At 60.5% G+C, this 13,565-nt stretch carries 13 protein-coding genes; 6 read left to right on the forward strand and 7 right to left on the reverse strand.

The window, feature by feature from the left end; all coding sequences use genetic code 11:
* Positions 1 to 84 precede the first annotated feature (84 nt).
* A complete protein-coding gene (locus tag ACFOZ5_RS04330) occupies positions 85 to 1,209 on the forward strand; it encodes a hypothetical protein (protein WP_379885665.1) in 1,125 nt (374 codons plus the stop codon).
* Between the two features lie 156 nt (positions 1,210 to 1,365).
* Here ACFOZ5_RS04330 and serA read toward each other — a convergent pair whose 3' ends face one another.
* On the reverse strand, positions 1,366 to 2,595 hold the full coding sequence (gene serA, locus ACFOZ5_RS04335; RefSeq protein WP_379885666.1) for a phosphoglycerate dehydrogenase: 1,230 nt from the start codon (positions 2,593 to 2,595) through the stop codon (positions 1,366 to 1,368).
* 185 nt (positions 2,596 to 2,780) lie between these two features.
* On the opposite strand from serA, the gene ACFOZ5_RS04340 reads away from it, so the two are divergent.
* The 3 genes from ACFOZ5_RS04340 (at position 2,781) to ACFOZ5_RS04350 (ending at position 5,582) form a co-directional block, all read left to right on the forward strand.
* On the forward strand, positions 2,781 to 4,175 hold the full coding sequence (locus ACFOZ5_RS04340) for an FAD-binding oxidoreductase (protein ID WP_379885668.1): 1,395 nt from the start codon (positions 2,781 to 2,783) through the stop codon (positions 4,173 to 4,175).
* 18 nt (positions 4,176 to 4,193) lie between these two features.
* Complete coding sequence (locus tag ACFOZ5_RS04345) at positions 4,194 to 4,877, forward strand: SIR2 family NAD-dependent protein deacylase (RefSeq protein WP_379885670.1); 684 nt, start codon at positions 4,194 to 4,196, stop codon at positions 4,875 to 4,877.
* A gap of 171 nt (positions 4,878 to 5,048) precedes the next feature.
* Positions 5,049 to 5,582: a hypothetical protein gene (locus tag ACFOZ5_RS04350; RefSeq protein WP_379885672.1), complete on the forward strand. Its 534-nt coding sequence runs from the start codon at positions 5,049 to 5,051 to the stop codon at positions 5,580 to 5,582.
* Positions 5,583 to 5,601: 19 nt separating this feature from the next.
* On the opposite strand, the gene ACFOZ5_RS04355 is transcribed toward ACFOZ5_RS04350, so the two are convergent.
* Positions 5,602 to 6,924 (reverse strand): ABC1 kinase family protein, encoded by a 1,323-nt coding sequence (locus ACFOZ5_RS04355; RefSeq protein ID WP_379885674.1) that lies wholly within the window; start codon positions 6,922 to 6,924, stop codon positions 5,602 to 5,604.
* A 126-nt stretch (positions 6,925 to 7,050) separates the two neighbouring features.
* Here ACFOZ5_RS04355 and ACFOZ5_RS04360 point away from each other — a divergent pair, with 126 nt between their 5' ends.
* Complete coding sequence (locus ACFOZ5_RS04360; RefSeq protein WP_379885675.1) at positions 7,051 to 8,958, forward strand: RecQ family ATP-dependent DNA helicase; 1,908 nt, start codon at positions 7,051 to 7,053, stop codon at positions 8,956 to 8,958.
* 74 nt (positions 8,959 to 9,032) lie between these two features.
* Here the strand turns inward: ACFOZ5_RS04360 and ACFOZ5_RS04365 are convergent, their stop codons facing one another.
* From ACFOZ5_RS04365 to ACFOZ5_RS04385, 5 genes are all read right to left on the reverse strand, one after another.
* Positions 9,033 to 9,482, reverse strand: a complete 450-nt coding sequence (locus tag ACFOZ5_RS04365; protein WP_379885677.1) for a VOC family protein — start codon at positions 9,480 to 9,482, stop codon at positions 9,033 to 9,035.
* Positions 9,483 to 9,501: 19 nt separating this feature from the next.
* Positions 9,502 to 10,164: a fumarylacetoacetate hydrolase family protein gene (locus ACFOZ5_RS04370; protein WP_379885679.1), complete on the reverse strand. Its 663-nt coding sequence runs from the start codon at positions 10,162 to 10,164 to the stop codon at positions 9,502 to 9,504.
* A gap of 17 nt (positions 10,165 to 10,181) precedes the next feature.
* On the reverse strand, positions 10,182 to 10,658 hold the full coding sequence (locus tag ACFOZ5_RS04375) for an adenine phosphoribosyltransferase (RefSeq protein WP_379885680.1): 477 nt from the start codon (positions 10,656 to 10,658) through the stop codon (positions 10,182 to 10,184).
* Positions 10,659 to 10,744: 86 nt separating this feature from the next.
* Complete coding sequence (locus ACFOZ5_RS04380) at positions 10,745 to 12,040, reverse strand: NCS2 family permease (protein WP_379885682.1); 1,296 nt, start codon at positions 12,038 to 12,040, stop codon at positions 10,745 to 10,747.
* A 108-nt stretch (positions 12,041 to 12,148) separates the two neighbouring features.
* Positions 12,149 to 12,763: a trimeric intracellular cation channel family protein gene (locus ACFOZ5_RS04385; RefSeq protein WP_379885684.1), complete on the reverse strand. Its 615-nt coding sequence runs from the start codon at positions 12,761 to 12,763 to the stop codon at positions 12,149 to 12,151.
* A 157-nt stretch (positions 12,764 to 12,920) separates the two neighbouring features.
* Here ACFOZ5_RS04385 and ACFOZ5_RS04390 point away from each other — a divergent pair, with 157 nt between their 5' ends.
* A complete protein-coding gene (locus ACFOZ5_RS04390) occupies positions 12,921 to 13,496 on the forward strand; it encodes a BLUF domain-containing protein (protein WP_379885685.1) in 576 nt (191 codons plus the stop codon).
* Positions 13,497 to 13,565: the final 69 nt, after the last annotated feature.

A 13,565-nucleotide genomic window follows, 5' to 3' on the forward strand; every position in this document is an offset into this window, starting at 1 on the left:
CCCGATAACACCAACGGACGAAACACCCAAGGGGAGCGTCCAGTGGCGAAACCTGCCGGACCCAACGATGAGCCTGGATAACCCATGAGCAAACATAACGATGCACAGGAAATCCCGCCCCGGGCGGGCCGGACGGAACCGTTTTCCAGCGGCAAACTGACGTTTCTTTCGCCAAGGCCCTTGCCCACCGGATTGCCCCCCGTGGACCATGCCCACGCCATCGGCGAGGTGAACGATGCCTACCTGGAATTTGGTACCGGGGTGCCCTCGGCTTTCAGTTGGCAGGCGACACTTGGTGGGCCGTTTGGTGTGTTCATAATGTTGGCATTTATTACCCCCTTGGGCATTGCTGTTATAGGCCTGCTCCAGGGGGTCGGTATGGTTCGGGCGATTGAAGCCTTCTGGCAACTATTCGATTATATGTGGTGGATCGCTGTTGCTGGTGGGCTTGGAGCATTGTTTCTAGGGTACCTGCCCCGCTGGCAGGCCCATGGTCACCTAATGTACAAGGTGCCTACCCGCTTCCACCGGCAGCGCCGGGAAGCCTGCTTTGTGCCTAAGGGGGAGAAGGAGCCCATTGTGGTGCCCTGGGAGGACCTGGTGGCCTGGGTCACCGAGGCCCGTGGCGTGACGGAATACGGTGTTCAGCGCCAGTATGGCTTTGGCTTCGGGTTCTACCACCCGGAAAACGGCGAGAAGTACACCCTGGAGTACCAGACCTACGGTCTGGCCCAGGCCATCAGCAACTGGGAGGCGATCCGGGCCTATATGGAGTACGAGGTACACACCCTGAAAGAGATCCAGGACCCGCTGGACCTCCAGGGCCCGGACGACCCGCCCTGGGAAGGTGTCCACGTGTTCCGCAATGCCCGCGCCCGCCTGCACCAGCAGTACCGGGATGGCGAGGCCGGCATCTTCTATTTCGCCGGCTGGTACCTGTACCACATCATGACCTTCTGGACGATTCCCAACCGCCTGGTGGAATGGGAGGCCAACAAGGTGAAAACCCTGACCCACCGCGCCGTGCCGGAGAAGATGGCGGAATGGTCCGAAGCGCTACCGGAAACAGAATGGGCGAAGCCCAGTGATGAACTCAAGCGCCTGAGCAGGAAGGTTCGAGAGAAACAACAGGCCCAACCGTCGCGCCTGCCCCAGGAGGTGTTTGCGGAAGTCTACGCCGGGGAAGGGGATGAGGTGATGTCGGCATAGGGCTGAAGTGGGTATAGCCCGGTTTGTTCTGAGGCAAGCCGGGCCCGCAACCTGACCAGGTGGGGCCCGGAATCCTTGAAAAGCTCTGTCCGCCTTCTGATGTTTCAGGGACACAAGTGCAGCGTCAGAAGGCACCCGAGCTTGTTCAGTTGGTCTTTAAAACAACACGCGGCAGCGGATAGTCCCCTTCACCGTGCGCAGCTTCTCCAGGGCCAGCTCGCCGTAGGCCTTGTCCACATCGACCACTACATAGCCGATTTCTTCTTTGGTCTGCAGGTACTGGCCGCAAACGTTGATGCCGTTTTCGGAGAATACCTGGTTGATCTCGGACATCACGCCCGGCACGTTCTCGTGAATGTGCAGCAGGCGGTGCTGGTTCGGGTGTGACGGCAGCGCCACTTCCGGGAAGTTGACGGACGAGACGGACGTGCCGTTGTCGCTGTACATGGCCAGCTTCTCGGCCACTTCCTTGCCGATGTTCTCCTGGGCTTCCATGGTGGAGCCGCCTACGTGGGGCGTCAGGATGACATTGTCGAATTCCCGCAGCGGAGATACGAATTCCTCGTCGTTGGACTTGGGCTCCACCGGGAACACATCAATGGCCGCACCCAGCAATTTGCCGCTGCTCAGGGCTTCCGCCAGGGCGTCAATATCCACCACGGTACCGCGGGACGCGTTCATCAGGATGCTGCCCGGTTTCATCTGGGCAAACTGGTCGGCGCCGAACATATACTTGGTGGAGGGTGTTTCCGGCACGTGCAGGCTGACCACGTCCGCCAGGTTCAGCAGCTCTTTCATGGTGCCCACCTGTTTGGCGTTGCCAATGGACAGCTTGGAGACCACGTCGTAGAAGTAAACATCCATGCCCAGGGATTCAGCCAGTACGGAGAACTGGGTGCCGATGTTGCCATAGCCGATGATGCCCAGCTTCTTGCCCCGGATTTCATAGCTGTCCTTGGCCGATTTCTGCCAGTTGCCACGGTGGGCGCGGGCATTTTTCTCGGGAACACCGCGCAGCAGCAGGATAGCCTGGGCCAGCACCAGTTCCGCCACACTGCGGGTGTTGGAGAAGGGGGCGTTGAAGACGGCGACACCGCGGCGGGTGGCCGCCTGCAGGTCCACCTGGTTGGTCCCGATGCAGAAACAGCCTACCGCGACCAGCTTTTTCGCTGCATCAAATACCTTTTCCGTCAGCTGGGTACGGGAACGGATGCCGATGAAATGGGCGTCGGCAATCTTCTCGATCAGCTCGTCCTCCGCCAGGGAGTGAGACAGGTATTCGATGTTGGTATAGCCGGCTGCATTGAGGGTATCCAGCGCAGACTGATGGACACCTTCCAGCAGCAGGATGCGGATCTTGCTCTTTTCGAGAGACTTTTCTGACATGGGTAAGCTTCCAGACCTTCTATTGCGTGACGTGAAGCACCGTGCCTTCCGTTGCCGATGTTGGCGCGGGCTCACAGAACAGGGGCGGTATGATACCATAACGACAAATTTTCACAGCTGGCCTGTTCACCTGAATCAAGAGCCGTTCAGGTCACCGGCCCTTCTTCCGAGAGATCCAGCAACCCATGAAACCGGAACAGATCATTGCTTCCCTGAAAACCCTGGTGGATGACGGCAAGGTCCTCACCGATCCGGCCGACCTGGAGAACTATGGCAAGGACTGGACCAAACAGTACGCGCCTCGTCCGCTGGCCATTGTACTGCCAAAGACCACCGAGCAGGTGCAGGCGGTGGTGAAGTTCGCCAACGAGAACCGGGTGGCGCTGGTGCCATCCGGCGGGCGTACCGGCCTCAGCGCCGGTGCGGTGGCCGCCAATGGGGAAGTGGTGCTGGCCTTTGACAACATGAACCGGATTCTTGACTTCAGCCCCAGTGATCGCACCGTGCGGTGCCAGGCAGGCGTGGTCACCGAGCAGTTGCAGACGTTTGCCGAAGACAATGGTCTGTTCTATCCGGTGGATTTTGCCTCCGCCGGTTCCAGCCAGCTGGGGGGTAATCTGTCCACCAATGCCGGTGGCATCAAGGTGATCCGCTATGGCATGAGTCGTGACTGGGTGGCGGGGCTGAAAGTGGTCACCGGTAAGGGCGATATCCTCGACCTGAACCTGGATCTGGAGAAGAACAACACCGGGTACGACCTGCGCCACCTGTTTATCGGCGCCGAGGGCACCCTGGGCTTTATCACCGAGGCCACCATGAAGCTGACCCGGCAGCCCACCAACCTCACGGTGATGGTGCTGGGGCTGGCTGACCTCACCAATACCATGGATGTGCTGCAGACCTTCCTGAAGACAGTGGACCTGACCGCCTACGAGTTCTTCTCCCATCAGGCCATGCAGCACGTGCTGGCCCACGGCCAGGTGCAGGCACCGTTCGACACCGAGGCACCCTACTACGCGTTGCTGGAGTTCGAAGCGGTGTCCGACCAGGTGATGGACGATGCCATGGCGCTGTTCGAGCAGTGTGTCGAGAACGGCTGGGTGCTGGACGGGGTGATCAGTCAGAGTGAAACCCAGGCCAACAACCTGTGGCAGTTGCGGGAGCGCATCTCCGAATCCATCGCCCCTCGCACCCCCTACAAGAACGATATTTCAGTCGTGGTATCGAAGGTGCCGGAATTCCTTACCGAGATCGATCAGGTGGTCAACGAACACTATCCGGATTTCGAGATCATCTGGTTTGGCCATATCGGGGATGGCAACCTGCACCTGAATATCCTCAAGCCGGAAGACATGGCGAAAGAAGAATTCTTCGACAAGTGTCAGCAGGTGAACAAGTGGGTCTTCGATATCGTCCAGCGCCACCGGGGCAGCATCTCCGCCGAGCACGGTGTGGGCATGGTCAAGAAGGACTACCTGCAATACACCCGCAGTCCGGCGGAGATCGCCTACCTGAGGGGCATCAAACAGGTTTTCGACCCCAACGGTATCATGAATCCGGGCAAGATCTTCGACCTGTAACCAACAGACGGAGGCCTTATGAAAGATCATGTGGTGGTACTGACCGGCGCCGGCATCAGTGCCGAGAGTGGCCTTTCCACCTTTCGTGACAGTGGCGGTCTCTGGGAAAGGTACAGCATCGAGGATGTGGCCACCCCCGAGGCCTTCGCCCGTAACCCGGAGCTGGTGCTGGATTTCTACAACCAGCGCCGCCGGCAGCTGGGCTCTGTCGAGCCCAACGCTGCCCACAGTGCCCTGGCGGAGCTCGAGCAGAGCCACCGGGTAACGGTGATTACCCAGAACGTGGACGACCTCCACGAACGGGCCGGCTCCAGCAATGTGGTGCACCTGCACGGCGAGCTCACCAAGGTCCGCAGTTCGAAGGTGCCGGACCTGATCTATCACCTGGGCTATGACGAGATCCGCCTGGGTGATACCTGCGAGCAGGGCAGCCAGCTACGACCCCACGTCGTATGGTTCGGTGAGGCGGTGCCGATGATCGAGGCGGCGGCCGAGATCGTGCCGATGGCTGATCAGTTGCTGATTGTGGGCACGTCTCTTCAGGTCTATCCCGCCGCCGGGCTGGTGGAGCTGGCTGATTTTGACGTGCCGGTCACTGTAATAGACCCCGGCGAAGTGCCCGCCATGACCCGCGCCCGCATATGGCGGGAGCCGGCCAGCGAGGGCGTGCCCCGCTGGGTCCGGGACCTGATGGCGCGCTGATTTCGTCTCTCTGACCGGCGTTTGTTGATCATCTCCCTTCCCCTCCAGTGCCAGATGGCCGCCACATTAAACATTGTTAGTTCTCCACCGGAGCCGGGTCTACTTGGCTAGACTGGCCACACGACCCCGTGAAATGGTCGCTGTGGAGCACGCACTCTCTGGGAGGCTGAAATGAAAACGTCCATGCATATATCCGGAGAAATCCTCGATCACAAGTTGGCAGCGCAATGCGGCACCGCCACGGAAGCCGAGAAGGTCGCTGCTGACCTCTGTAATCAGACCAGCCTGAGCCGGGGGCAGGTTCGCATCATCAGCCCCGACGACAATCACAAGGGATCCAGGATGGAGCCGGAGGACCAGGGCATCATGCACACCGCCATACGCTCCCACATCTGGCTCGGCCTGGCCGGCGCTGCGGGTGGTTTGCTGTTGTTCTCCGTGCTGGCGGCGTCAGGCCTTCCGTTCGTGGTGCAGAATCTGCTCTGGGCGGGCGCCCTGTTTGCGGTCTTTGGAGGAGTCGTGGGGCTCCTGTTAGGTGGCGTTTACACGCTGAGGCCGGATCATACCGCCTATGTGGCGCGCTCCTCGTCCGCGCTGCGCAAGGGCTATTACATGGTCACCATTCATGCTCGCGACAGGGATCAGGTGGGTGAGGCCAAGCGCTACCTCAAGGACCGGCATATCAATACGGTGCGGAGCTTCTGAAGCCAGGTCCGGCCTGAACTCAGTCTGACAGGGTGGCGGGTTCGTCTCGAAGGTAACTTTCCAGGTGAACACGGAAGGCGGCCTGCACCCCCAACTGCTTCAGGATCCAGTAGTGCCCCGCCACCATGCGGTCAATGAACATACTGTCCACGGCAGGCTGCAGGCGGTCCAGGTAGCGGAATACTGTGTGAGTGTGGGCGGCGATCTGCTGGTGCAGATCGGAACGGCCGAAATCGTAGGGCTCGTCGCCATCGAAGGGCTCGATCAGCAGGTTACGCCACATGGCGTAGTAGTCGGGGGTAATCGCCGGTTTTTCCGCCACGCGGGCGCCCAGGTCGATCAGATGCCGGTCCAGGGCTTCGTAATTTTCATCCAGTGCGGCAATCAGCGCCTGCCGGTAATGGGCGACCACAGACGGTCGCAACGACTTCACGCAGCCGAAGTCGTACAGAATCAGGGTGCCATCCGGCCGGAAAGCAAAGTTCCCGGCGTGGGGGTCGCCGTGAATGCACTGGAAGTCGAACAGCTCATCCGCCATGGTTACGAACAACCGCTCACCCAGCAGGTTGATGGTGTCCTGACTGTAGCGCTCCGGGGTGACCTGGCGCAGGTGGTCGCCTTCCGCCAGTTCCAGCGTCAGTACATGCCGCGTTGAATGGCTGTCGATCACCCGCGGGATGATCACCCAGGGGTGGCGCTGATGGTAGTCGCGGAACCGCCGGAGGTTGGAGGCTTCGTTCTCGTAGTCCAGCTCCTCCTTGAGGCGTGCACGGATTTCGTCGAACAGCCGGTCGGCACTTTCCCTGGGCATCCGCAGTAACCCGCCAAAGCGCAATGCCATGCGTAGCTGCTTGAGGTCCGAGTCGCAGGATTCGTCCACGCCCGGATACTGGACCTTCACGATGACCTCGGTACCATCCTTCAGGCGAGCCCGGTGGACCTGGCCAATGGAAGCGGCGGCGTAGGGTTCCTCACGGAGTTCGTCGAACAGCTCGTCCACCGGGGCGCCAAGTTCCGCCTCAACCTGCTGGCGGATAACCTCAAAGGGCATGGGGGGCGCTTCTTTCTGCAGACGCTGCAGGGCGTCGGAGAACTCTTTCGGCAGGAAGTCCTGGGTCTGCGAGGCCACCTGGCCCACCTTCATCACCGCACCCTTGAGCTCACCCAGGGTATCGACAATTTCATCGGCCATGCGGGCATACTGCAGCGAGCGCTGTTCGTCCGATTCGCGGCCGAATACGCGACGTGCACGCTGGCCGGCATACTGCCCCGCCACCGAGGCGGTCATACCGGCAAGTTTCAGAAAGCGACCTCTGCGGGACGTGACAGGTTTTTTCGACATAGGGCGGCTACGCGGCGAGGATATTCGTGTTATCGAGTGTACGCTCTTTGGCCCGTCCGTCCCAGCGGCACCAGCACGACTTCCGCGTTACAATGTGCCGCCATCCACTCACAGGGAACCAATGCCATGGACAGCGCTAACGAACTCCTGCGGCAAACCTTCGGGCTCCAACAGTTTCGGCCGGGCCAGGAGGCGGTGATCACCACGCTTTTACAGGGTCGCTCTGCCCTGGCGATTTTCCCCACCGGCGGTGGCAAAAGCCTGTGCTATCAGCTGCCTGCGCTGATGTTCGACGGCCTGACGCTGGTGGTGTCGCCGCTCATCGCCCTGATGAAGGACCAGGTCGATTCCCTGAATGCCCTGGGGGTGCCCGCTGCTCGCCTGGATTCGAGCCGTACCCTGGAGGAGGTCCAGACAATATACCAGTCCATGGAGCAGGGCGATCTCAAGTTGTTGTACGTAGCACCTGAGCGGCTGGCCAATGAGCGTTTCCTCACCCGCCTGGCAGGCCAGAAGATCAGCCTGATGGCTGTGGATGAAGCTCACTGCGTGTCCGAGTGGGGCCACAATTTCCGCCCCGACTACCTGAAGCTGGCCCGCTTGGCGGACAGCCTGAATGTGGGGCGGGTGCTGGCCCTGACCGCGACCGCCACACCGAAGGTGGCTGAGCAGATCTGTACGAATTTCGGCATTGCACCACAGGATCATATCCAGACCGGTTTCTACCGGCCGAACCTTCAGATCGGCGTAACGCCATGCTCGGCAAACCAGCGCCGTGAGCGACTGCTGGAACTGATCAGCAGCCGGCCGGCGGAACCCTCGATTATCTATGTGACCCTGCAGAAAACGGCACACTCGGTGGCCAACTTTCTGAACGAGCAGGGCTACAGCGCCCGGCCATACCACGCCGGGTTGAAGGACGAAGAGCGCAGCGCTACCCAGGACGCCTTCATGAGTGGCGCAACCCCCATCGTGGTGGCAACCATTGCGTTCGGTATGGGCATCGACAAGTCGGATATACGGGCGATCTATCACTACAACCTGCCCAAATCGCTGGAAAACTACATGCAGGAAATCGGCCGTGCCGGGCGCGATGGCGGCGACTCCCGGTGCCAGCTGCTGGCCTGTCGCGACGACCTCACCGTGCTGGAGAATTTCACCTACGGCGATACCCCCGATCCTGAAGCGCTTGCCGGGTTGGTGCACTGGCTCTGCGACCAGCCGGAGCATTTTGACCTGTCGGGTTATGAGCTTTCGCAGCAGTTCGACGTGCGGCCGCTGGTGCTCAATACCCTGCTGACCTATCTGGAACTGGAAGGCATTCTCGCTGCCACGGCGCCTTTTTACACCGAGTACAAAATCGGCTTCACCAGGCCCGAGAGTGAGGTTCTGGCCAGTTTTGACCCGGCGAGGGCGGAGTTTCTCCAGCGCCTTTTCGCCACCGGCAAGGCAGGGCGCGTCTGGCTGACCATCAAACCCAGCGAAGCGGCAGAGCTGCTGGGGGAGAAACAATCCAGAATCATCAACGCGCTGAACTACCTGGAGCAGCAGGACATGGTCGAGCTGAAAGTGGCTGGCCTGCGGCAGGGCTATCGCCTGGTGCGGGTGCCGGCGGATATGGACGGACTGATTGACCACATGGCCAGGCTGTTCCGTGAGCGGGAAGAGCGGGATATTGACCGGCTTCATGGCGTGTGTGACTGGGCCCAGACGCAAGGCTGCCTGCAACAGCCGCTCATGGCCTATTTTGGCGAAACCCTGCAACAACCCTGCGGCCGATGCAGTGGCTGCCTGGGCCAGAGCCATGAGCTGCCGCCGCGCCAGAGCAGTCCGGTCGATCCGGAGATTGTACGAGCGGTAAATAACGAGCAGCACCAGGCACTTGCCCAGCCCCGCCAGTTGGCGCGTTTTCTGTGCGGTATCACCAGCCCGAAAGCCAGCCGCGCCAGACTCGGTAAGCACCCACACTTTGGCGCCCTGGCTGAAACACCCTTCACCCGGGTGCTTGAGGCGTGTGAGCGGCTCGATGGTTGAAGCATTTTCGCAGCGTTATGATGGCCCGGGCTGGTGAGCCACTCCCTGACAGAAAAATTAACTGGAACCAGGATTCACGAGTTCTGCTGTTCAAGCTGTTGAGCAAGCCCGATGAGGATTCCTTCGGGACCCCGTATGTAGCATAGCCGGTAGATGTCTTCGTAATTCACAACTTCATCAACCAGCGTCGCACCGAGCTTTCTGAGCCGGGCCAAGGTGTCGTCGATGTCTTCGACTGTAAACATGACGCGCAGGTACCCCAACGAGTTCACCGGGGCTGTGCGGTGGTCGGATGCGACGGCGGGGGCGTCGAAACGCGAGAGCTCGATACGGCTGTGGCCGTCAGGGGTGCGCATCATGGCGATCTCGACCCGCTGGCCGCGTATTCCGGTGACACGGCCGGCCCATTCGTCTTCGATCGGCATGCGGCCTTCAAGAGTAAGGCCGAGTTCGGTGAAAAACTCGACGGCGGCATCAATATCTTCCACCACGATGCCGACGTTATCCATACGTTTGACCGTCATGCTGTCTCCTTGGCGGCTTTCACTCCACGCTGGTTTCCACATGCAGCCGGCCTTCCAGCTCAAGCTCCAGGCGTTGACCGGAATGCAGTTCGCCGACGCCGGCGGGGGTACCCGTTAACACCACATCGCCTGGCTGGAGGGTGAAGGTTTCCGAGGCGTAGGCAATCAGCGTCAGCACCGGGGTGATCATATTGCCGGTGTGGCCGCGCTGACGAATCTGGCCGTCAATGGACAGGGAGAACGAGAGCTTGCCGAAGTCATCCCCCTGCTTGAATGGTACGAACGCGGACAGCGGGCAGGCGCCGTCAAAGGCTTTGGCGCGCTCCCAGGGATGGCCTTTGGCTTTGAGTTCCGACTGCAGGTCGCGGAGGGTCAGGTCAAGGGCCAGACCGATGCCGGCGATGGCCTCGCGGACCGCGCTTTCGCTGGCATGGCGCAACGGCTTGCCGATGAGTACGGCCAGCTCTGCCTCGTAATGGACCTCTCCCTCTCCGGTTGGCAGGTGCAGGGGGGCGGTGAGTGGCACGGCGGCCGTGGCTGGTTTCATGAACAGCAGCGGCTGGTCGGGAATCGGGTTGTTCAGTTCGGCGGCGTGTTCGGCGTAGTTGCGGCCGACGCACACCACCTTGCCAAGGGGCCACTCAACGGGGCGGCCATCCTGCCACTGGTGCTGGTAACCCATGGATCCTCCGGTCAGTATCAGTCGCCCTCGAACTGACAGACGGTATAAACGTTAAGCCCCTCATCCCGCAGCTTGCGGGAACCGCCCAGATCCGGCAGGTCGATCATCGCGGAGACTTCCACGATCTCGGCGCCAATCTGACGAATCAGGCGACTTGCGGCGAGCATGGTGCCACCGGTGGCAATCAGGTCATCCACCAGTACTACCTTATCTCCCGGTTTGAAGGCGTCCTTGTGCAATTCAACTGACGCAGTGCCGTATTCCAGCTCGTAGTCTTCCACCAGTGTGTCGAAGGGCAGTTTGCCCTTCTTGCGCACCAGCACCAGCCCGGCGTTGAGCTCGTAGGCCAGGGGCGATCCGATAATAAAGCCACGGGCATCGATGGCGGCTACGGCGTCGATCTTTTGATCATGATAGCGGTGAACAAACGCATCCACCAGTTTGCGGAAGGCGGTGCGGTCCTGCAGCACCGTGGTGATATCGCGAAACGCCACGCCCGGTTTGGGTCAGTCTGGTACCGTGCGGATGGCTTTCTTGATGCTGTCGGCAAAGTAGTCCATAGCGGGGCTCCGGTGACGGCTCAGGCGTCAAGGAAGATGAATTTGAGAACAAAAACGACGGCGATCACCGACACGCTGGCATTCAGGTCGGACCAGCGCCCGCTCAGCGCCTTGACGGCAGCATAGGTGATGAACCCGGCAGCGATGCCATCGGCAATGGAAAAGGTCAGCGGCATGACCAGGGCGGTGACCACGGCTGGCGCTGCGTCGGTGACATCGTCCCAGTCGATCAGCTTGAGGCCACCGGCCATCAGCACGGCCACGTAGAGCAGGGCCGGGGCGGTGGCATAGGCAGGAATCACGCTGGCAATGGGGGCGAACAGCAGGCAGGCCAGGAACAGAATCGCGACGACCACGGCGGTCAGCCCGGTGCGGCCACCGGCGGTAATCCCGGCGGTGGATTCCACATAGCTGGTGGTGGTAGAGGTGCCCAGGGCCGCCCCGGACATGGTGGCCACCGAGTCGGACATCAGCGCCCGGCCCAGGCGCGGCAGTTTGCCATCCTTGTCCAGCAGGCCGCCACGCTGGGCGGAACCGATCAGTGTGCCGGAGGTATCAAACAGATCCACAAACAGGAACGCGAAGATCACCGAAATCATGCCCACATTGAAGGCGCCGGCGATGTCCAGCTGCAGAAAAGTGGGGGCCAGGCTGGGCGGTGCGGACACCAGACCCTGGTACTCCACCATACCGAGTGCCATGGCAATCACGGTGATCGCCAGAATGCCGATCATCACCGCGCCGGTAATCTGCCGGTAGGCCATGGCGCAGATGGCGACAAAGCCGAGGAAAAACAGTACTGCTTCCGGTGTCTTGACCTCGCCCATGCCCACCAGGGTGGCGGGGTTGTCCACCACAATGCCGGCGTTCTTGAGGGCAATCAGCGCCAGGAAGAACCCGATGCCGGCGGAGATACCGAAACGCAGCGACAGCGGAATGCTGTTGATGATCCATTCCCGTACCTTGAGGATGCTCAGCAGGAAGAAAATCATGCCGGACAGGAATACGGCCCCCAGGGCCACCTGCCAGCTGTAGCCCATGCTGCCCACCACGGTGAACGAGAAAAAGGCATTCAGCCCCATCCCCGGTGCCAGGGCAATGGGGTAGTTGGCCCAGAGTCCCATGATCAGGGTGCCGATCACGGCGGCAATACAGGTGGCTACGAAGACGGCACCGAAGTCCATGCCGGTGTTGGACAGGATGGACGGATTGACCACCACGATATAGGCCATGGTCAGGAAGGTGGTAATTCCGGCGATGATCTCACGCTTGACGGTGGTGCCGTGAGCCTGCAGCTGGAAGAGTTTTTCGAGCATGGGGGGAGGCCTCGATGCGTTCAGGTTGAGTGCAAACGTTAAAGGGGCGTAATGATACCTCAGGCCGTCAGGTCAGACCATGAGAGAACCGGGCCAAGTGTAAGCCTGTCAGTGGTGGCTGTCCCGTTGCAACCGGATATCAAAGCGCACGGCGGCCATGCGGACGATCACAATGAACAGCAGGCCGATGGTCAGTGCCAGGGTCTCGCTCTCGAGCAGCCACTGGCAAACGAAATACAGCCAGCAACCGGCAAAGGATATAGACGCGTAGATCTGGTCCTTGCGGAAGATGAAAGGCACCTCGTTACACAGCGTGTCCCGCAGGGCCCCGCCGAAGGTGCCGGTCATCACGCCCAGCAGCGATGCGATAAACCAGGAATGCTCCAGGTCCAGTGCCAGTTGTGCCCCCAGAATGGAAAAGATCCCCAGGCCGATGGCGTCCGGGAACACAATGCGTGATTCGCGGATGCGCTTGCCCAGCCCGGCATAGCTGAACACCAGCGCCATCACCAGGATCAGGATCGGCTGCTCCTGGTGCTTGATCCAGTACAGTGGGTGGTTGTCCATCATCAGGTCCCGCAATGTGCCGCCGCCCAGGGCGGCAACGAAACCAATGGTGAACACCCCCACAGGGTCCATGTTTTTCTGCTGCGCGACGATCATGCCGGATATGGCAAAGGCAACAACGCCGATCATTTCCAGCAGATAGATGATGTCGGGCATAGGGCAGGTCAGGACAGGGAGTGAACGGAGCGCGAAGAATAGCCGATTTTCGGTCAGGATTCATCCGGCGACTACCGGAGTGCCGGGCGGGAACTGATCCAGTTGGCCGTAAAATCTGTATCTGATAGATGCAGATTTGCCTTCATTCAGGAGTTTCATGATGTCTCTGATCCGATTGGCCTACGCCAGCGAGGCTACGTTCAAACCCGGCACGGACCAATCCGGCGTGGAGCCACACGTGGCCAGGATTCTGCTTGCCTCAAGGCGCAACAATGCCAGGCAGGCCGTGGTTGGTGGTCTCTACTACGGTAATCACCGGTTCTTCCAGTATCTTGAAGGCGAAGAGGATGAGGTCAGGGCGGTATACGATCGCATCCGCAAGGATGACCGCCATCGCCACATCAAGACGTTGCTCGATGAACCGCTGCAGCAACGTACCTTCGAGCACTGGTCCATGAAGTATGTCCCCCAGGCGGATGATGTGCAGCGTATGCTGGAGGGGCAGGGTATGGACCATTTCGAACCCGACCGCTTCGACCGCAACCTGTGCGAGGAAATGATTGCTGTAATCCGTGACAGCAGCAGCGGCGACCGGTTGATAAGCCACGGGGCAGGTGCCGCAAAATCCGGGGATGACAGTGTTTTGACGCCTGGTGCGCGCAGGGGGCTGGTCTTCGCGGCGGCGACTCTGGTGGTGGCCCTGGTCGCTGGGGGTACCTTGTTGTTGCCATAGCTTCGTCCCGATCAATCACGATGATGTGGCTCCATAAGCTATCTTTATTTGATTCATGACTTGTGTCGG

It is taken from the genome of Marinobacter lacisalsi, assembly GCF_042651045.1.
GTDB lineage: Bacteria > Pseudomonadota > Gammaproteobacteria > Pseudomonadales > Oleiphilaceae > Marinobacter > Marinobacter lacisalsi.